The sequence below is a fragment of the Pseudomonas sp. MS01C9 genome (assembly GCF_058202755.1).
This window is the reverse complement of the sequence record NZ_CM177073.1, coordinates 307783-327152: the sequence shown is the minus strand read 5'-3', so window position 1 is coordinate 327152 and position 19370 is coordinate 307783. Positions and strand designations below refer to the sequence as shown.

The following is a 19370-nucleotide window of genomic DNA, read 5'->3' as shown; positions in this document are numbered from 1 at the left end:
TGCAGGTCAATGGGTCTCGGTGACCTTGGCTTTGGCGGGAGTGGGGGCGTTTTCGATTTCCTGCAGCGTGATATTGACTGCGTGCAACCCCTTGGGGCCCTGGATGACATTAAATGTAACATCTTGCCCCGCTTTCAAGGTCTTGTAGCCATCCATATTGATTGCCGAGTAGTGCGCGAAAAGGTCTTCTTCCCTGCCAGCCGCGAGAATGAATCCGTAGCCTTTGGCATTGTTGAACCATTTCACCTTGCCACTCATCTTAACGACCGACATAAACCATATCCCTCTGCAACGCACTCCATCACTGGAGTATCATCCGGTTCATCCGCAGTCTAATCTTGTTGTCAGGATCAATGCCGCGGACCTTTTTAACCCGCGATGGGCTCTATTGGTTGTAACACCGTTTTGCCGATAGTCAAGGTGACCCGGCGGTGGCGGTTGAAAACGCCAGCGGGTGCCCCCATTACTGTAAATGCCAACTAAACGAACCTTTCTTTCCATGCATGCAATCAGCCAGATTCGACTAACATTCAATCAGGATCGTCCGGATCTCCACGACGACGATTCCGCAGGCATTGCTGTCCAGGAAGCGAAGCCCGCGTTACAGGCGCCACCGATGTACAAGGTGGTTTTGTTCAACGATGACTACACACCGATGGATTTCGTCGTCGAAGTGCTCGAGGTGTTTTTCAACCTTAATCGCGAGCTGGCGACAAAGGTCATGCTGGCCGTTCATACAGAGGGACGGGCAGTATGCGGAGTGTTTACCCGCGACATCGCCGAGACAAAGGCCATGCAGGTCAACCAGTACGCCCGGGAAAGCCAGCATCCGCTACTCTGTGAAATCGAGAAGGACGGTTAACGCCGACCACTTGGGTATGAGGTGAAGCCATGTTAAACCGCGAGCTCGAAGTCACCCTCAATCTTGCCTTCAAGGAGGCTCGTTCGAAGCGTCATGAATTCATGACCGTCGAGCACCTGCTGTTGGCCCTATTGGATAACGAGGCTGCCGCCACCGTTTTGCGTGCCTGCGGCGCAAACCTCGATAAACTCAAGCATGATCTGCAGGAGTTCATCGACTCCACCACGCCTTTGATCCCCGTCCACGACGAGGATCGCGAAACCCAGCCAACCCTGGGCTTCCAGCGTGTCCTGCAGCGTGCTGTCTTTCATGTACAGAGCTCGGGCAAGCGTGAAGTCACCGGCGCAAACGTGCTGGTTGCCATCTTCAGTGAGCAGGAAAGCCAGGCGGTTTTCCTGCTCAAGCAGCAGAGCGTTGCGCGTATCGATGTCGTCAACTACATCGCCCATGGCATTTCCAAGGTGCCGGGGCATGGCGATCATTCCGAAGGTGAGCAGGATATGCAGGACGACGAGGGCGGTGAGTCTTCTTCCTCGGGCAATCCGCTGGATGCCTATGCCAGCAACCTGAACGAACTGGCGCGCCAGGGGCGGATCGATCCGCTGGTGGGGCGCGAGGCCGAAGTCGAGCGCGTCGCCCAGATCCTGGCCCGGCGCCGCAAGAACAACCCATTGTTGGTGGGCGAGGCGGGCGTGGGCAAGACCGCCATCGCCGAAGGCCTGGCCAAGCGCATCGTCGACAGCCAGGTGCCGGACCTGCTGGCCAACAGCGTGGTCTATTCCCTCGACCTGGGTGCCTTGCTGGCCGGCACCAAGTACCGCGGTGATTTCGAGAAGCGCTTCAAGGCTTTGCTGGGCGAGCTGAAAAAACGTCCCCAGGCGATCCTGTTCATCGATGAGATCCACACCATCATCGGTGCCGGGGCTGCCTCCGGTGGCGTCATGGACGCTTCGAACCTGCTCAAGCCGCTGCTCTCGTCGGGCGACATCCGCTGCATCGGCTCGACCACCTTCCAGGAGTTCCGCGGGATCTTCGAGAAGGATCGTGCCCTGGCGCGGCGTTTCCAGAAGGTCGACGTGTCGGAACCCTCGGTGGAAGACACCATCGGTATCCTGCGCGGCCTGAAAGGGCGTTTCGAGCTGCACCACAGCATCGAATACAGCGATGATGCCTTGCGCGCCGCCGCCGAACTGGCTTCGCGCTACATCAATGACCGGCACATGCCGGACAAGGCCATCGACGTCATCGACGAGGCCGGTGCCTATCAGCGCCTGCAGCCTGCCGAGAGCCGCGTCAAGCGTATCGAGGTGCCACAGGTCGAGGATATCGTGGCGAAGATCGCACGCATTCCGCCCAAGCACGTCACCAGTTCCGACAAGGAACTGCTGCGCAATCTGGAGCGTGACCTGAAGCTGACAGTGTTCGGCCAGGATGCAGCCATCGATTCGCTGTCCACGGCTATCAAACTGTCCCGTGCCGGGCTGAAGTCGCCGGACAAGCCGGTAGGTTCGTTCCTGTTCGCCGGGCCGACCGGCGTGGGCAAGACCGAGGCGGCGCGGCAACTGGCCAAGGCGCTGGGGATCGAGCTGGTTCGCTTCGACATGTCCGAATACATGGAGCGTCATACCGTCTCGCGGCTGATCGGTGCGCCTCCGGGGTATGTCGGTTTCGACCAGGGTGGCTTGCTGACCGAAGCCATTACCAAGCAGCCTCACTGCGTGTTGCTGCTCGATGAGATCGAGAAGGCGCATCCGGAAGTCTTCAACCTGCTGCTGCAGGTGATGGACCACGGTACGCTGACCGACAACAACGGGCGCAAGGCGGATTTCCGCAACGTGATCATCATCATGACCACGAACGCCGGTGCCGAGACCGCGGCTCGCGCTTCGATCGGTTTCACCCATCAGGACCATTCGTCCGATGCGATGGAAGTGATCAAGAAGAGCTTCACGCCTGAGTTCCGCAACCGCCTGGACACCATCATCCAGTTTGGTCGCCTCAGTCATGAAGTCATCAAGAGCGTGGTGGACAAGTTCCTTACCGAACTTCAGGCGCAGCTCGAAGACAAGCGTGTACTGCTGGAAGTCACCGATGCGGCTCGCAGCTGGCTGGCGGAGGGTGGTTACGATGTGACGATGGGGGCCCGGCCGATGGCTCGCCTGATCCAGGACAAGATCAAGCGTCCGCTGGCGGAGGAGATTCTCTTTGGCGAACTGGCCGAGCATGGCGGTGTGGTTCACATCGACATCAAGGACGGCGAGCTGACCTTCGACTTCGAAACCACGGCCGAAATGGCCTGATCGCCACCCGTAACAAGCAAAAAGGCGCCGAAAGGCGCCTTTTTGCAGGCTTCAGGAATACGCCGACCTCCTGTGGGAGCGAACTTGCTCGCGATGGCGGCGGCACGCCCGGCATCCATGCAAGCTGATCCTCTGCTATCGCGAGCAAGCTCGCTCCCACAAGGGGGTATCAAATCCCAGGCAAACAAAAACGCCCGGCATCTAGCCGGGCGTCCTGTATTGACTTGTTAGCGAGCGCGGTAAGTGATGCGCCCTTTGCTCAAGTCATAGGGCGTCAGCTCGACGCGCACTTTGTCACCGGTCAGAATACGAATGTAGTTCTTGCGCATCTTGCCGGAGATATGCGCGGTAACGACGTGCCCATTTTCCAACTCCACGCGAAACATGGTGTTGGGCAGGGTGTCGACGACAGTGCCTTCCATTTCGAAGCTGTCTTCTTTCGACATGCAGTAAAGCCCTCGGTATCCAGTGAATGGCCCGGTGCAACTGCGCCAGGCAAAAGCGGCGTGCATTGTGCCCGAAAAAGGGGGGGCAAGCCAAGGGGTTCTTGGGGGCGTTCTCTGTTGGTTCTTTATCGCGGTAGGGAAGCCCATCGAGAGCGTCCTCTAGTTGAGAACCACCCAACGCTGGTTGATCAGCAATTCGATAGGCCGATATTGGGTCTTGTAGTTCATTTTTTTGCAGTTCTTGATCCAGTAGCCCAGGTATACCGCTTCCAGGCCCAGGCGCCGGGCTTCGGCGATCTGCCAGAGAATGGCAAACCGTCCCAGGCTACGCCGCTCCTCGTTGGGCTCGTAGAAGGTGTACACGGCGGAAAGGCCGTTGGGCAGCAGGTCCGTCACGGCAATGGCCACCAGTCGTCCTTCGAGGCGGAACTCATAAAAACGGGAGAAGGGCAGGTCGCGAACCAGGAAGGTGGAGAACTGATCGCGGCTGGGCGGGTACATGTCGCCGTCTGCATGGCGCTGCTCGATATAGCGTTGGTACAGGTCGAAATATTCTTCGCTGAACTGTGATTTGGCCGGCCGCACCTGGATATCGGCGTTGCGTTTGAAGATGCGCTTCTGCTGGCGATTGGGCGTGAACCGCGCTACGGGTATGCGGGCGGGCACACAGGCGTTGCAATGCTGGCAATGAGGCCTGTAGAGGTGGTCGCCGCTGCGACGGAAACCCATTTCCGACAGGTCAGCGTAGACATGCACGTCCATGGGCTGGCTAGGGTCGAGGAACAGCGTCGTGGCCTGCTCCTCCGGCAGATAACTGCAGGAGTGGGGCTGAGTGGCATAGAACTTCAAACGCGCCAACTCGGTCATGATCAACCCTCGGGCATAAGACGAAAACAAACTCTGGTTAAGTGTAAGCCACCAGCGCCAATGTCGCTCAGCAAACCCAGGTCGCCTGGTTGGGGCGGTCCAGATGGGCCTTGAGATAGCTGGCGAACGCGGTGCGTGGGATCGATCGGGCGCCCAGGCTGTGCAGGTGCTCGGTAGGCATCTGGCAGTCTATCAGCACGAAACCGGCCGTCTTGAGGTGCTGGACCAGGGTCGCGAAGCCGAATTTAGAGGCATTGTCGGCCCGGCTGAACATGGACTCGCCAAAAAACAGCTGCCCCATGGCCAGGCCGTACAGGCCGCCCACCAGCTGGCCCTGGTCCCAGACTTCCACCGAATGGGCGAAGCCGCGTCGATGCAGTTCCAGATAGGCGGTTTGCATGGCCTCGGTGATCCAGGTCCCGTCGGCATAGGCGCGGGGCTCGGCGCAGGCCTTGATTACAGCAGCGAAGTCCTTGTCGAACGTCACTTCATAGCGTTGCTTGCGCAGAAGCTTGCCCAGGCTGCGCGAGACATGCAGTTCGTCGGGAAACAGAACGGTGCGTGGATCGGGTGACCACCACAGGATTGGCTGACCCTCGGAAAACCACGGGAAGCAGCCATGGCGGTAGGCCTGGATCAGCCGGTCGGCGGACAGGTCGCCACCAGCGGCCAGCAGCCCGTTGGGGTCGCGCATGGCTTTTTCCAGTGGTGGAAAATCGAGGGTGTTGCGTTGTAACCAAGTCAGCATGGGTGTCCGGGCTTGCAGAAGGGGAGGGGGCGGGCGCGTTCACATTCTGTTCGGATCGGCGCCCGCCCAAAGGTTAACCGTCAAACGGCAGGAATGTCATCGAGATACTTCTCGGCGTCGAGGGCGGCCATGCAGCCGGCACCGGCCGAGGTAATGGCCTGGCGATACACGTGGTCGGCCACGTCGCCGGCTGCGAACACGCCTTCGATATCGGTGGCGGTGGCATTGCCCTCGCTGCCACCGCGCACCAACAGATAGCCGTCCCGCATGTTCAACTGGCCCTGGAACAGGTCGGTATTGGGTTTGTGGCCGATGGCGATGAACACACCGGCCAGTTGCAAGGTGCTGGTTTCGCCGCTCTGGCTGTTGCGCAGGCGAGCGCCGGTCACGCCGCTGGCGTCGCCCAGCACTTCGTCCAGGTTCTCGTTCCAGTGCAGGCGGATATTGCCGTTGGCGGCCTTTTCGAAGAGTTTGTCCTGGAGTATTTTTTCCGCGCGCAGCTTGTCCCGGCGGTGGATCAGGTGCACCTCCCTGGCGATATTGGACAGATACAGGGCTTCCTCCACGGCGGTGTTGCCGCCGCCGACGACGGCCACCACCTGGTTGCGGTAGAAGAATCCGTCGCAGGTGGCACAGGCGGAAACGCCCTTGCCGGCGAACGTTTCCTCCGAGGGCAGGCCCAGGTACTGGGCCGAGGCGCCAGTGGCGATAATCAGCGCGTCGCAGGTATAAGTGCCGCTGTCGCCGATGAGTTCGAACGGACGCTGCTGCAACTTGGCGGTGTGGATATGGTCGTAGACGATCTGCGTGTCGAAGCGCTCGGCGTGTCGTTGCATGCGCTCCATCAGCACCGGTCCGGTCAGGCCTTCGACATCGCCGGGCCAGTTGTCGACCTCCACCGTGGTGGTGAGCTGGCCACCGGCCTGCAGGCCGGTGATGACAACGGGTTTGAGGTTGGCGCGGGCGGCATAGACAGCAGCGCTGTAGCCGGCGGGGCCAGATCCGAGAATGATCAGGCGCGAATGCTTCACTTCGTTCATAAAAACACCTCATAAGCCTTTGTCACAAAAGAGAATGCGTGCTCAAATTGGCGCTGTTGCCACTTTTTCTGGCTATGCTCCAACCACGCGGGCGGGCAATGCCTCCGGGCTGCTAAACCCGTACAATGCTTGTGTTTTGAACGCCGGACGGGCAAAAGGTCAAATCTTGGGCAACACCTGCGGTTTTCCGGATGCACGTCTCAGTGGTAAAAGTAGTACCGGTTGAGCACTTTCACTTTTTTACCGGCTCCTGCGGGCCGTTTTTTACACGTTCAGTCATTCAACAGAGGAACGCGCCGTCGGCGCAGGAAAAGAAGCGTTTTGAAGAAATCCACCGCAGCACCCAAGACAGTCGTTCCGCTCTGGCGCCAGCAATTGCACTACCGGCTCAAGGAAGGTGCATTGATCGCCATCGGGGCCTTGTGCCTGTTCCTGATGATGGCCTTGCTGACCTACGGCAAGGATGATCCGGGCTGGAGCCACAACAGCAAGATCGACGACGTGCAGAACTTTGGCGGTCCGGCCGGCTCCTACAGCGCCGACATCCTGTTCATGGTGCTGGGCTATTTCGCCTATATTTTCCCGCTGCTGCTGGCGATCAAGGCCTACCAGATCTTTCGCCAGCGCCACGAGCCGTGGCAGTGGAGCGGCTGGTTGTTCTCCTGGCGGCTGATCGGCCTGGTGTTCCTGGTGCTGTCGGGCGCCGCGCTGGCCCATATCCATTTTCATGCGCCCACCGGCCTGCCGGCCGGAGCCGGCGGTGCGCTGGGGGAAAGCCTTGGCGACCTGGCCAGGAATGCCCTGAACATCCAGGGCAGCACATTGCTGTTCATTGCCCTGTTTCTCTTTGGCCTGACCGTATTCACCGATCTTTCCTGGTTCAAGGTCATGGACATCACCGGCAAGATCACCCTCGACCTGATCGAGCTGATCCAGGGGGCGGTGAATCGCTGGTGGGCGGCGCGCACCGAGCGCAAGCAGCTGGTGGCGCAACTGCGTGAGGTCGACGACCGCGTCCACGACGTGGTGGCGCCGACCGTCCCCGACAAGCGCGAGCAGGCCAAGGTCAAGGAGCGCCTGATCGAGCGTGAGCAGGCCTTGAGCAAGCACATGTCCGAGCGCGAGAAACAGGTGCCGCCGGTCATCACCATGGCCCCGGCCAAGGCGCCGGAGCCGAGCAAGCGCGTGCAGAAGGAAAAACAGGTGCCCCTGTTCGTCGACAGCGCGGTGGAAGGCACCTTGCCGCCGATTTCAATCCTCGATCCGGCCGAGAAGAAACAGCTCAACTATTCCCCCGAGTCCCTGGCGGCCGTCGGCCATCTGCTGGAGATCAAGCTCAAGGAGTTCGGGGTCGAGGTTTCGGTGGATTCGATCCACCCGGGGCCGGTCATCACCCGTTACGAAATCCAGCCGGCCGCCGGCGTGAAGGTCAGCCGCATCGCCAACCTCGCGAAGGACCTGGCGCGTTCGCTGGCCGTCACCAGCGTACGGGTGGTGGAAGTGATTCCGGGCAAGACCACCGTGGGTATCGAGATTCCCAACGAAGATCGCCAGATCGTGCGTTTCTCCGAGGTGCTCTCGACTCCCGAGTACGACAACCACAAGTCGCCGGTCACCCTGGCCCTGGGCCACGACATCGGCGGCAAGCCGGTCATCACCGACCTGGCGAAGATGCCCCACCTGCTGGTGGCCGGTACCACCGGTTCGGGTAAGTCGGTGGGTGTGAACGCGATGATCCTGTCGATCCTGTTCAAGTCCGGCCCGGAAGACGCCAAACTGATCATGATCGACCCGAAGATGCTCGAACTGTCGATCTACGAAGGCATTCCGCACCTGCTGTGCCCGGTGGTGACCGACATGAAGGACGCCGCCAACGCCCTGCGCTGGAGCGTTGCCGAGATGGAGCGTCGCTACAAGCTGATGGCCAAGCTGGGCGTGCGCAACCTGTCGGGCTTCAACGCCAAGGTCAAGGAGGCCGAGGAGGCGGGCACGCCATTGACCGACCCGCTGTACCACCGCGAAAGCATTCACGACGAGGCGCCGCTGCTGCACAAGCTGCCGACCATCGTGGTGGTGGTGGACGAATTCGCCGACATGATGATGATCGTCGGCAAGAAGGTCGAAGAACTGATCGCCCGGATCGCCCAGAAGGCCCGTGCGGCCGGTATCCACCTGATCCTCGCTACCCAGCGACCATCCGTGGACGTGATCACCGGCCTGATCAAGGCCAACATCCCGACTCGCATGGCGTTCCAGGTGTCGAGCAAGATCGACTCGCGCACCATCATCGACCAGGGGGGCGCCGAACAACTGCTGGGCCATGGTGACATGTTGTACATGCCACCGGGGACCAGCCTGCCAATCCGGGTGCACGGTGCGTTCGTTTCCGACGACGAAGTGCACCGGGTGGTGGAGGCGTGGAAACTGCGCGGCGCCCCCGAATACAACGACGACATCCTCAACGGCGTCGAAGAGGCTGGCAGCGGCTTCGAAGGCGGTGGTGGCGGTGGCGACGAAGACGCGGAAACCGATGCGCTCTATGACGAAGCGGTGCAGTTCGTCCTGGAAAGCCGTCGGGCGTCGATTTCCGCCGTCCAGCGCAAGCTCAAGATCGGCTATAACCGCGCCGCCCGCATGATCGAGGCCATGGAAATGGCCGGGGTCGTGACGGCCATGAACACCAACGGCTCGCGTGAAGTGCTGGCGCCGGGCCCGATGCGCGACTGACAACGACCTGGGCGGCCTGTCGGTGACACGCCGCCCATCCCCCACGAATTCATGAGGACTCCCATGCGCCTGATTCGCATGTTGCTGTTACCCGTACTGGCCCTGACCACGTTGTCGGCCCATGCCGATGAAAAGGACGTGGCGCGCCTGACCCAGTTGCTGGAGCGCTCCCAGACCCTGACCGCACGCTTTTCCCAGCTGACCCTCGATGGCAGCGGCACCCAACTGCAGGAAACCGCCGGTGAAATGGCCCTGCAGCGTCCTGGCCTGTTCTACTGGCACACCGATGCGCCGGCCGAACAGCTGATGGTGTCCGATGGCAAGAAAGTCTCCCTGTGGGACCCGGACCTGGAGCAGGTCACTATCAAGACCCTCGACCAGCGCCTGACCCAGACCCCGGCCTTGCTGCTGTCCGGCGATATCTCCAAGATCAGCCAGAGCTTCGACATCAGTGCGAAGGAAGCCGGTGGCGTGATCGACTTCACCCTCAAGCCCAAGACCAAGGACAGCCTGTTCGATAGCCTGCGCCTGTCGTTCCGCAATGGCCTGGTCAATGACATGCAACTGATCGACAGCGTCGGCCAGCGCACCAACATCCTGTTCACCGGTGTGAAGGCCAACGAGCCGATCGCCGCGTCCAAGTTCAAGTTCGACATCCCCAAGGGTGCCGATGTGATCCAGGAGTAACCCCGTAGCCGCTGTGGGAGCGAGCTTGCTCGCGATAGCGTCGGATCAGTGGGAGTTGCGGTGACTGGCACACCGCTATCGTCGGATCGCCGCCCGGAGCAAGCTCGCTCGCGCAATCGATTGTGGTGTTCAATTGTTTAACTGATCGGCAACAGGACCCGGCGGAGGTTTTGTAAGTAATCATGGACCTGTTTCGAAGTGCCCCGATCGCCCAGCCACTGGCTGCCCGCCTGCGTGCGACCAACCTGGACGAGTACGTCGGCCAGGAGCATGTGCTCGGTCGCGGCAAGCCTTTGCGCGAAGCCCTGGAGCAGGGTGCGTTGCACTCGATGATTTTCTGGGGGCCGCCGGGGGTGGGCAAGACCACCCTGGCGCGGCTGCTGGCGGAAGTCTCGGACGCGCATTTCGAAACGGTCTCGGCGGTGCTGGCCGGGGTCAAGGAGATCCGCCAGGCGGTGGAAGTGGCCAAGCAGCAGGCCGGCCAGTACGGCAAGCGCACCATCCTGTTTGTGGACGAAGTGCACCGCTTCAACAAGTCGCAGCAGGATGCGTTCCTGCCCTACGTCGAGGACGGCACGCTGATCTTCATCGGCGCGACCACCGAAAACCCCTCGTTCGAACTCAACAACGCCTTGCTGTCCCGGGCGCGGGTCTATGTGCTCAAGAGCCTCGACGAGGCCGCGATGCGCAAGCTGGTGCAACGCGCATTGACCGAAGAACGAGGCCTGGGCAAGCGCAGGCTGAGCCTCAGCGATGAAGGTTTCCAGATGCTGGTGTCCGCCGCCGATGGCGATGGTCGCCGCCTGCTCAATCTGTTGGAGAACGCGTCGGACCTGGCCGAGGATGACAGCGAGATCGGCGTCGAGCTGCTGCAAAGCCTGCTGGGCGATACCCGGCGTCGTTTCGACAAGGGCGGCGAGGCGTTCTATGACCAGATCTCGGCGCTGCACAAATCCATCCGCGGTTCCAATCCCGATGCGGCCTTGTACTGGTTCGCGCGGATGATCGATGGCGGCTGCGATCCGCTGTACCTGGCGCGGCGGGTGGTACGCATGGCCAGCGAAGACATCGGCAATGCCGACCCGCGGGCCCTGAGCCTGTGCCTGGCGGCCTGGGACGTTCAGGAACGCCTCGGCAGCCCCGAAGGCGAGCTCGCCGTGGCCCAGGCCATTACCTACCTGGCCTGCGCGCCGAAAAGCAACGCGGTGTACATGGGCTTCAAGGCAGCGATGCGCAGCGCCACCGAGCACGGTTCCCTCGAAGTGCCACTGCACCTGCGCAACGCACCGACAAAGCTCATGAAGCAATTGGGCTATGGCGAAGAATACCGTTACGCCCACGATGAGCCGGATGCCTATGCCGCCGGCGAAGACTATTTTCCCGAAGAGCTCGAACCCCAGTCGTTCTATCAGCCGGTGCCCCGTGGCCTCGAGTTGAAGATCGGTGAGAAGCTCAATCACCTGGCGCAACTGGACCGCTCGAGTCCACGGCAGCGGAGAAAACCTTGATTCCCCTGATCCTCGCAGTCTCCGCCGGCGGCATTGTCGGCACCTTGTTGCGTTTCGCCACGGGCAACTGGATCAATGCAAATTGGCCCCGACACTTCTATACCGCGACGCTGGCCGTTAATATCGTGGGCTGTCTGCTGATCGGCGTTCTATACGGTCTGTTTTTGATTCGCCCGGAAGTGCCCATCGAGGTGCGTGCGGGGCTGATGGTCGGCTTTCTTGGCGGCCTGACGACTTTTTCATCCTTTTCACTGGATACGGTGCGCCTGCTGGAAAGCGGGCAGGTGCCGCTGGCCCTGGGCTATGCGGCCATCAGCGTATTCGGCGGGCTGCTCGCCACCTGGGCCGGCCTGTCCCTGACCAAACTTTGATAACGAGAGACCGACATGCTCGATTCCAAACTGTTACGTAGCAACCTTCAGGACGTAGCGGATCGCCTGGCCTCCCGCGGCTTCGTCCTGGATGTCGCGCGCATCGAAACGCTGGAAGAACAGCGCAAGAGCGTCCAGACCCAGACCGAAAAACTGCAGGCCGAGCGTAACGCCATCTCCAAGAGTATTGGCCAGGCCAAGCAGCGCGGCGAAGATATCGCGCCGTTGATGGCGAACGTCGAGAGCATGGGAACCGAGCTCGCCAACGGCAAGATCGCCCTGGACAAGATCCAGACCGAGCTGGATTCGATCCTGCTGGGCATCCCGAACCTGCCCCACGAGTCGGTACCGATCGGCGAAGACGAAGAGGGCAATGTCGAGGTGCGTCGCTGGGGCACGCCAAAGAACTTCGATTTCCCGGTGCAGGACCACGTGGCCCTGGGCGAGAAATTCGGCTGGCTGGATTTCGAGACCGCCGCCAAGCTGTCCGGCGCCCGTTTTGCCCTGTTGCGCGGGCCGATCGCCCGTCTGCACCGGGCCCTGGCACAGTTCATGATCAACCTGCACGTCACCGAGCACGGTTACGAGGAAGCCTACACCCCGTACCTGGTCCAGGCGCCGGCCCTGCAAGGCACCGGCCAACTGCCCAAGTTCGAGGAAGACCTGTTCAAGATCGGTCGTGAAGGCGAAGCCGATCTGTACCTGATCCCCACCGCCGAAGTGTCGCTGACCAACATCGTCGCCGGCGAAATCGTCGATGCCAAGCAACTGCCGATCAAATTCGTGGCCCATACGCCATGCTTCCGCAGCGAAGCCGGCGCATCGGGTCGCGATACCCGTGGCATGATCCGCCAGCATCAGTTCGACAAGGTGGAGATGGTGCAGATCGTCGAGCCTTCGAAATCCATGGACGCGCTGGAGAGCCTCACTGCCAACGCCGAGAAGGTCCTGCAGTTGCTGGAGCTGCCGTATCGCACCCTGGCCCTGTGCACGGGTGACATGGGCTTCAGCGCGGTCAAGACCTACGACCTGGAAGTGTGGATCCCGAGCCAGGACAAGTACCGCGAGATTTCCTCGTGCTCCAACTGCGGCGACTTCCAGGCCCGTCGCATGCAGGCCCGTTACCGCAACCCTGAAACCGGCAAGCCGGAACTGGTCCACACCCTCAATGGCTCGGGCCTGGCGGTGGGCCGTACCCTGGTGGCCGTACTGGAGAACTACCAGCAGGCCGACGGTTCGATCCGCGTGCCTGAGGTGTTGAAGCCCTACATGGGCGGCATCGAGGTCATCGGTTAAATGGATTATCTGCCACTGTTCCATAACCTGCGCGGTAACCGCGTGCTGGTGGTGGGCGGCGGGGAAATTGCCTTGCGCAAATCCCGGCTGCTGGCCGATGCCGGCGCGTTGCTGCGGGTAGTCGCACCCGACATCGAACCGCAGTTGCGGGAACTGGTCAGTGGCAGCGGCGGCGAGTGTGTCCAGCGCGGTTACCTGGAGTCGGATCTGGACGGTTGCGGGCTGATCATTGCCGCCACCGACGACGAACCACTCAATGCCCAGGTCTCGGCCGACGCCCACAAGCGTTGCGTTCCGGTCAACGTGGTGGACGCGCCGGCCCTGTGCAGCGTGATCTTCCCGGCGATCGTCGACCGCTCGCCCTTGGTGATCGCGGTGTCCAGTGGCGGCGACGCGCCGGTGCTGGCGCGGCTGATCCGGGCCAAGCTGGAAACCTGGATTCCCTCGACCTATGGGCAGTTGGCCGGGCTGGCGGCGCGTTTTCGCAATCAGGTCAAGCAACTGTTTCCTGATGTCCAGCAGCGCCGGGCGTTCTGGGAAGAGGTGTTCCAAGGCCCTATCGCCGACCGTCAACTGGCCGGGCAAGGCGGCGAAGCCGAGCGCTTGCTGCGGGAAAAGATCGACGGCCAGGCGCCGAACGCGCCGGGCGAAGTCTATCTGGTGGGTGCCGGGCCGGGTGATCCGGACCTGTTGACCTTCCGCGCCTTGCGCTTGATGCAGCAGGCGGACGTGGTGCTGTACGACCGCCTGGTGGCGCCGGCAATCCTCGAACTGTGCCGGCGCGACGCCGAGCGCATCTACGTTGGCAAGCGCCGCGCCGAACACGCCGTGCCTCAGGACCAGATCAACCAGCAATTGGTCGACCTGGCCCGTCAGGGCAAGCGCGTGGTGCGGTTGAAGGGCGGCGATCCGTTCATCTTCGGCCGTGGTGGCGAGGAGATCGAAGAGCTGGCGGCCCATGGCATCCCGTTCCAGGTCGTCCCCGGCATCACCGCCGCCAGTGGTTGCGCGGCCTACGCCGGGATCCCGCTGACCCATCGCGACTACGCCCAATCGGTGCGTTTCATCACGGGCCATCTCAAGGACGGCACCAGCGACCTGCCATGGGCCGACCTGGTTTCACCGGCCCAGACCCTGGTGTTCTACATGGGCTTGGTCGGCCTGCCGATGATCTGCAACGAGCTGATCAAGCACGGTCGCGCGGCGGATACGCCGGCGGCGTTGATCCAGCAAGGCACCACGTCCAACCAGCGGGTCTTTACCGGCACTTTGGCGGACTTGCCACGGCTGGTGGCCGAGCACGAAGTGCATGCGCCGACCCTGGTGATCGTCGGGGAAGTGGTGCAACTGCGCGAGAAGCTGGCCTGGTTCGAAGGGGCTCAGGGGCAGGTCTAGAAGGGCCGAGCTGCCTGCAATCGCGAGCCTGCTCGCGATTGGCCTTCAGAGGCAATAAAAATCCTGGATCAATCCTCAGTCCCACGCCAAATCCCTTTCCCACTCAACCTTCCCCGATCATGGGCAACCCTGAAATCTTGCTGCGGCCCCTTGGGTACGATCCCGTTGGGGTTGATGGTCTTGTGGCTGCCATAGTAATGACGCTGGATGTGGGTGAAGTCCACGGTGTCGGCGATGCCCGGCCACTGGTACAGCTCCCGCAGCCAGTTCGACAGGTTCGGGTAGTCGGCAATGCGGCGCAGGTTGCATTTGAAATGGCCGAAATACACCGCGTCGAAACGGATCATGGTGGTAAACAGGCGGATATCCGCTTCGGTGAGGTATTCGCCGGTCAAGTAGCGTTGCAGGCCCAACAGCGCCTCCAGTCGGTCCAGTTCGGCGAACAGCTGGTCGAATGCCTGCTCATAGGCTTGTTGGGTGGTGGCGAAGCCGGCGCGATAGACCCCGTTGTTTACCGCCGGATAGATGCGCTCGTTCAGCGCGTCGATATCGTTGCGCAAGTGTTCGGGGTAGAGGTCCAGGGTATTGCCGGTCAAGCCATCGAACGCACTGTTGAACATGCGGATGATCTCCGCCGATTCGTTGCTGACGATACGTTGCCGTTGTTTGTCCCACAGAGCTGGAACGGTGACGCGGCCGGTATAGTCCGGCGTATCGGCGGTATAGCGCTGGTGCAGGAAACTCAGGTTGTCGAGTTTGTCGCCGGTCGAGCCGTGGGCCTTGTCGAAGGTCCAGCCGTTCTCCAGCATCAGGTAGCTGACCACCGAGACGTCGATCAGCTCTTGCAGGCCCTTGAGCTTGCGCAAGATCAGCGTGCGATGAGCCCAGGGACAGGCCAGGGACACATACAGATGGTAGCGCCCCGGTTCGGCGGCAAATCCACTATCACCCGTGGGACCGGCGCTGCCGTCGGCGGTGATCCAGTGACGGCGTTGCGCCTGTTCGCGCTGGAACGTGCCGTCCTTGCTTTCATACCACTGATCCTGCCAGCGGCCTTCGACTAACAAACCCATCTCGATCTCCTCGGCCAATACACATTGGAGACGAGTCTATTCCGATAGGTTCGAACAAAAAGCGCAAAGGTTGGGCGTTGATGATCGATTAAATCGATCGATCTCGCGCTTCCCAATAGTGCCGGGCCTTCTCGAACGCTTCTTCGCGAGCCTGGCCCAGGCCGCGCAAGGCCAGGGCCATGGTGGCGATCAACGCGAGTCGGGGGTAGCTGTCTTCCACTTCGCCGCGCCAGACCGCCTTGAGGTGTTCGGGGTCGAGGCTTTCAGGCTTGACGTGGCGCTGCTCGGACAGCCGTGGCCATTCCTCATCCCAGCTCGTGCCGCCAGTGGTGCCATACAGATGATTGTCGGCGTCCGGGTTGATCTCGATCTCGCCGCCGTCGCCCTTGATGACGATGGCCGTGTCTCCCAGCAGGCCACTGGCCTGGCGATGCACCGCCTGGTAACCGGGATGGAAGATGCTCTGCAGCCCGCAACGGGCGCCCAGCGGGTTGAGAAGGCGGGCCAGGGAATGGATCGGCGAGCGCAGGCCCAGGGTATTGCGCAGGTCGATCATATGCTGCATCCGGGGTGCCCAGTCCACCAACGGCATGAAGGCCAGGCCACCGTTGTCCAGCGCGGCACCGACCTGTGGCCAGTCGCGGCACAGTGGAATCTGCAGCGATTGCAGCAACTGTTCGGTGTAAAGCCGGCCCGCCGTATGGGCGCCGCCGCCATGCATGAAGATCCGCACCCCGTTCTGTCCCAGGCATTTGGCCGCCAGCAGGTACCACGGCAGGTGACGTTTCTTGCCGGCGTAGGTCGGCCAGTCCAGGTCCACGGCCAGGGCCGGTACCGCCAGGCGCTCGCGCAAGGCTTCGGTGAAGCCGGCCAGTTCCTCGGCGCTTTCTTCCTTGTGTCGCAACAGCATCAGGAAGGCGCCCAGCTGGGTATCCTCGACCGTTTCGTCCAGCACCATGCCCATGGCTTCCCGGGCTTCTTCGCGGGTCAGGTTGCGGGCACCGCGCTTGCCTTTGCCGAGGATGCGCACGAACTGGGCGAATGGGTGTTCGGCCGGGGTCTGGAGGGTCAGCGATGGGAAGTCGGTCATAGGCAGTTCGTCGGTTTGGGCAGGCCCGCCAGCCTGGCGGCGAGTTTGGCGGGCGTGCCTTTGAACAAGCGGTTCAGGTGCAGGCTGTTGCCTTTTTCCGTCCCCAGTTTCAGCGCGGTGTACTTGATCAGCGGCCGGGTGGCGGGAGAGAGCTGGAACTCATCGTAGAAGCTGCGCAACAGCTCGAGGATTTCCCAGTGTTCGGGGCCCAGCTCCATGCCTTCGGCAGCCGCCAGGGCAGCGGCCACGTCGGCCGACCAATCGTTGCGGTCGGCCAGGTAGCCGTCCTTGTCCAGCGCGATGGCGCGATCGCCCACGTTCAGCACATTCATAGCCAGGTATTGACCTTGTCATGCCGGACCGACAGTTCGACGAAGGCCGGGTAATCGATGGCCACGATCCAGTCCGCAATCGCCAGGCCACGCGCCTGGGCATCTTCCAGAAGCACGAAGCGCTGCTGATGGAGGGCTTGCAGGGCCTGGAACGGCTGGGTGCCGGGCTGCAACGCATAAGTCGCGTCGCCACACAGCAGCAGCGCATCCTGGCTCCCCAGGATCCGCAGGCAACTGCCGAAGCGCTCGTCGCCGAAAGGCGAATGGGATAACACATGCAAAGTCGACATCAGAGCGTGATCACCTGGTCGTAACGGTCAATGAGAGCGGTGATGTCTCGGGCGGTCAGCACCTTCATGTCGTCCAGCGCCAGGGCCGCGGTGTCGATACCGCGCCGGGCGGCACTGTCGGCGCAGACGAAGAGCGCTTCCACGCCGAACATCGGCAAAGCCTGCAGGTTCGCGCTGAGGTCTTTCTGCTGGACGGCCCTGGCATCCTGGCCGGCGAGCAGCTGGAGCACACCGTCATCGAGAAAGAGCAGGCCAATGGGCAGGTCGAACGCACCACCGGCCAGCACGATATCCAGGGCTTCCCGGGCACCGGGACCCGACCACGGGGACTGGCGGCTGATGAGCAGCAGGGACTTGGCCATCACGCGCCTCCAAAGCAGATCAAACGGTCGGCATCCTGGATCGCATCGTGCAACTGGCCCAACCCGGACAAGGCCCAAGGCGCCTCGACGCTGACCGCCGAACGCTGGTAGCGCCGGGCTTCGTCTTCGTCCAGCACGCCACGGCGCAATGCCGCGGCGATGCACACCACGCCGTCGAGTCGGTTATCGCTGACGAAGGCGCGCCATTGCCGGGGCAAGTCCTGTTCGTCCTGTGGCGTGACCACGCCGCTGTCGGCGTTATGGACGCCGTCCTGATAGAAAAACAGCCGCACGATCTCGTGCCCGCCGGCCAGCGCGGCCTGGGCGAACAGCAAGGCGCGGCGCGAGGAGGGGGCGTGGGCGGCGGAAAACAGCGCGATGGCGAACTTCATGACAGACCCGATGAGCAAAACTGCGGCCATGATAAAGCTTTATGGGCGCAGCGGCGATTGCCAGGCGATTCAACACAAGGGACGTGGTTTGAAGGCTGTGTGGCGAGGGAGTTTAGCGAAACGTCGCGCCACCCCGCGCCAGAGATGATACCCAGTCCATTCGGGCTACTGCTCGAGGCCATGCAGCTCGCAATATTCTTCCCAGTCCATTCCTGCCATTTCCGCCACTTCCTTATGCACTTCCAGGCGCTGCACCTGGTAGTCCTGGGGTGAGGCGGCGGTCAGTTGCAGGGTCAGTTCCCAAGCGAACAGGCCCAGGCGCTCGGCCTCGGCTTCGAACGCTTCATGCAGCCGCTCGGCACGGTACTGCGCCGGTGTCTCGCCCTTGGCCTGGGCCAGCAGCGGGTTGAGGTTATCCAGTTCCACACGCAGTTCGGGACGCTCATCGAGGAATCTGTCCAAGGCCCGTTCATGTTGCTGTTCGCTTGCCGCCATGGTCACTCCTTTGGGATTGCGAGAAGTCTCACAGGTTGCGCGAATCGTTGCCCTCTGTCCCGTATAAATTTGAGTAAAGCAGCACGAAGGCAAGGGTCGCAGTGCTACAGTCCGCTTTTTTTCGATGAGTGAACGCAATGCGAATGTTGACGGTGGCCCTGGCCGCGACCCTGCTGGCAGGCTGCGCAGGCTCGGCGATGAACCAGGCCAGGACGCAAGCCCCTTACAAGACCATGACGTCCGACAAGCCGGAACAGGTCGTGGCCCAGTGCGTGCAGTTCTCCTGGCAGGATGAAGCGGTGTTCGGCGAGGACGCCGGCGCCTACCTGCAACCGGGCAAGAAAGGTGGCTCGACGGTGTATACCCGTTCCGCCGAATCCTTTGTCGACCTGCAGACCGACGCCACCGGCACGACATTGAACTATTACGCCCGGCACGACGATTTCGTGGCCAAGCGCCGGTTGGCGGCGCTGGCGACCTGCTTGTAGAGCGCTCGCACCAACGCTGCGGATTCTGCGCAGAGCCCTCAAACGCTGGCCCGTTTCAGCGAATGATCCGAGTCCTGTCATCGCCAGGGCTCAGGATAATTGGCTCGAACAAAAGCAATGCCCGCTCCGCAGCCCGCTTCCATCCGCATCGCGTATCAATCGGCGGGAAGCAGGCGTTTCTGGAAAAAGAAACGCGTGTGACCCGGTGGGTAGTCGTCGATCTGTCCGCAGGCGGTGAAACCGAGCTTGCGATAGAACGTCGGCGCCTGGAAATCGAAGGTGTCCAGCCAGATACCGATGCAATCCTGCTCCCTCGCCAGGGTTTCGGCCAACTGCATCAGTTCACTGCCCAGGCCTTGTCCCCGAGCCTCTTGCGGCACCGACAACAATTCGATGAACAGCCAGCGATAGAACAGGCGCCCGTAGAGGCCGCCCAGGATCTCATCGCTTTGCTCGTCCCGCACCAGCCATGCCACCAGTTGCGATGCGCCGTCGCCGGCCTGGGAGACGTTGTAGCTGCGCAGCGGCGCCAGGATGGCCTCGCGTTCTTCAGCGGTGGGGGTGTCCGTACGTTCGATTCGCAGCGTCATCGGCGATGTCC

General features: G+C 61.8%; 22 protein-coding genes. 9 read left to right on the top strand and 13 right to left on the bottom strand.

Features of this window, described 5'->3' with window-relative positions; genetic code table 11:
- Positions 1-6: 6 nt before the first annotated feature.
- Complete coding sequence (cspD, locus tag AC1M7R_RS01530; RefSeq protein ID WP_072392869.1) at positions 7-273, bottom strand: cold shock domain-containing protein CspD; 267 nt, start codon at positions 271-273, stop codon at positions 7-9.
- Positions 274-499: 226 nt separating this feature from the next.
- Between cspD and clpS the strand changes: the two genes are divergently transcribed.
- Together clpS and clpA are read left to right on the top strand one after the other, a co-directional pair.
- Positions 500-862: an ATP-dependent Clp protease adapter ClpS gene (clpS, locus tag AC1M7R_RS01525; protein WP_015094394.1), complete on the top strand. Its 363-nt coding sequence runs from the start codon at positions 500-502 to the stop codon at positions 860-862.
- Positions 863-891: 29 nt separating this feature from the next.
- Positions 892-3162: an ATP-dependent Clp protease ATP-binding subunit ClpA gene (gene clpA / locus AC1M7R_RS01520; protein ID WP_072392872.1), complete on the top strand. Its 2271-nt coding sequence runs from the start codon at positions 892-894 to the stop codon at positions 3160-3162.
- Positions 3163-3389: 227 nt separating this feature from the next.
- On the opposite strand, the gene infA is transcribed toward clpA, so the two are convergent.
- The 4 genes from infA to trxB all read right to left on the bottom strand — a co-directional run bounded on the left by infA (position 3390) and on the right by trxB (position 6263).
- Positions 3390-3608: a translation initiation factor IF-1 gene (gene infA / locus AC1M7R_RS01515; protein ID WP_002553999.1), complete on the bottom strand. Its 219-nt coding sequence runs from the start codon at positions 3606-3608 to the stop codon at positions 3390-3392.
- A gap of 159 nt (positions 3609-3767) precedes the next feature.
- On the bottom strand, positions 3768-4475 hold the full coding sequence (locus AC1M7R_RS01510) for an arginyltransferase (protein WP_490610187.1): 708 nt from the start codon (positions 4473-4475) through the stop codon (positions 3768-3770).
- Between the two features lie 67 nt (positions 4476-4542).
- Positions 4543-5223 (bottom strand): leucyl/phenylalanyl-tRNA--protein transferase, encoded by a 681-nt coding sequence (aat, locus tag AC1M7R_RS01505; protein WP_076406811.1) that lies wholly within the window; start codon positions 5221-5223, stop codon positions 4543-4545.
- 80 nt (positions 5224-5303) lie between these two features.
- Positions 5304-6263: a thioredoxin-disulfide reductase gene (gene trxB / locus AC1M7R_RS01500; RefSeq protein WP_072392881.1), complete on the bottom strand. Its 960-nt coding sequence runs from the start codon at positions 6261-6263 to the stop codon at positions 5304-5306.
- A 321-nt stretch (positions 6264-6584) separates the two neighbouring features.
- On the opposite strand from trxB, the gene ftsK reads away from it, so the two are divergent.
- The 6 genes from ftsK (at position 6585) to cysG (ending at position 14247) form a co-directional block, all read left to right on the top strand.
- Positions 6585-8990: a DNA translocase FtsK gene (gene ftsK, locus AC1M7R_RS01495; protein WP_072392885.1), complete on the top strand. Its 2406-nt coding sequence runs from the start codon at positions 6585-6587 to the stop codon at positions 8988-8990.
- A 63-nt stretch (positions 8991-9053) separates the two neighbouring features.
- Positions 9054-9677, top strand: coding sequence for an outer membrane lipoprotein periplasmic chaperone LolA (lolA, locus tag AC1M7R_RS01490; protein WP_072392887.1), 624 nt, complete (start codon positions 9054-9056; stop codon positions 9675-9677).
- Positions 9678-9859: 182 nt separating this feature from the next.
- Positions 9860-11185, top strand: coding sequence for a replication-associated recombination protein A (locus tag AC1M7R_RS01485; protein WP_123596089.1), 1326 nt, complete (start codon positions 9860-9862; stop codon positions 11183-11185).
- Entirely contained in the window at positions 11182-11556 is a 375-nt protein-coding gene (gene crcB, locus AC1M7R_RS01480) for a fluoride efflux transporter CrcB (RefSeq protein WP_072392893.1), read from the top strand. Before AC1M7R_RS01485 ends, crcB begins: the two co-directional genes overlap by 4 nt.
- 15 nt (positions 11557-11571) lie before the next feature.
- Entirely contained in the window at positions 11572-12852 is a 1281-nt protein-coding gene (gene serS, locus AC1M7R_RS01475) for a serine--tRNA ligase (RefSeq protein WP_072458335.1), read from the top strand.
- Positions 12853-14247: a siroheme synthase CysG gene (gene cysG / locus AC1M7R_RS01470; protein ID WP_072430638.1), complete on the top strand. Its 1395-nt coding sequence runs from the start codon at positions 12853-12855 to the stop codon at positions 14245-14247.
- A 68-nt stretch (positions 14248-14315) separates the two neighbouring features.
- Here the strand turns inward: cysG and AC1M7R_RS01465 are convergent, their stop codons facing one another.
- The 7 genes from AC1M7R_RS01465 to AC1M7R_RS01435 form a co-directional block, all read right to left on the bottom strand.
- Entirely contained in the window at positions 14316-15320 is a 1005-nt protein-coding gene (locus AC1M7R_RS01465) for a glutathione S-transferase family protein (RefSeq protein ID WP_072458336.1), read from the bottom strand.
- 88 nt (positions 15321-15408) lie between these two features.
- Positions 15409-16410, bottom strand: coding sequence for a glycosyl transferase family protein (locus tag AC1M7R_RS01460; protein ID WP_072392905.1), 1002 nt, complete (start codon positions 16408-16410; stop codon positions 15409-15411).
- Entirely contained in the window at positions 16407-16742 is a 336-nt protein-coding gene (locus AC1M7R_RS01455; protein WP_072392908.1) for a TusE/DsrC/DsvC family sulfur relay protein, read from the bottom strand. Before AC1M7R_RS01455 ends, AC1M7R_RS01460 begins: the two co-directional genes overlap by 4 nt.
- The gene (tusB, locus tag AC1M7R_RS01450; protein WP_072458337.1) at positions 16739-17032 is read right to left on the bottom strand and encodes a sulfurtransferase complex subunit TusB; all 294 of its coding nucleotides are present in this window, start codon (positions 17030-17032) and stop codon (positions 16739-16741) included. The genes AC1M7R_RS01455 and tusB overlap by 4 nt, the downstream gene beginning before the upstream one ends.
- A complete protein-coding gene (tusC, locus tag AC1M7R_RS01445) occupies positions 17032-17394 on the bottom strand; it encodes a sulfurtransferase complex subunit TusC (RefSeq protein ID WP_072430634.1) in 363 nt (120 codons plus the stop codon). The genes tusB and tusC overlap by 1 nt, the downstream gene beginning before the upstream one ends.
- Entirely contained in the window at positions 17394-17786 is a 393-nt protein-coding gene (gene tusD, locus AC1M7R_RS01440) for a sulfurtransferase complex subunit TusD (protein WP_072393073.1), read from the bottom strand. The genes tusC and tusD overlap by 1 nt, the downstream gene beginning before the upstream one ends.
- A 165-nt stretch (positions 17787-17951) precedes the next feature.
- Positions 17952-18281: a DUF6388 family protein gene (locus AC1M7R_RS01435; RefSeq protein WP_072392917.1), complete on the bottom strand. Its 330-nt coding sequence runs from the start codon at positions 18279-18281 to the stop codon at positions 17952-17954.
- Positions 18282-18418: 137 nt separating this feature from the next.
- Between AC1M7R_RS01435 and AC1M7R_RS01430 the strand changes: the two genes are divergently transcribed.
- On the top strand, positions 18419-18769 hold the full coding sequence (locus AC1M7R_RS01430; protein WP_072458339.1) for a hypothetical protein: 351 nt from the start codon (positions 18419-18421) through the stop codon (positions 18767-18769).
- A 155-nt stretch (positions 18770-18924) separates the two neighbouring features.
- Here the strand turns inward: AC1M7R_RS01430 and AC1M7R_RS01425 are convergent, their stop codons facing one another.
- The gene (locus AC1M7R_RS01425; RefSeq protein ID WP_072392923.1) at positions 18925-19359 is read right to left on the bottom strand and encodes a GNAT family N-acetyltransferase; all 435 of its coding nucleotides are present in this window, start codon (positions 19357-19359) and stop codon (positions 18925-18927) included.
- Between the last annotated feature and the right edge of the window lie 11 nt (positions 19360-19370).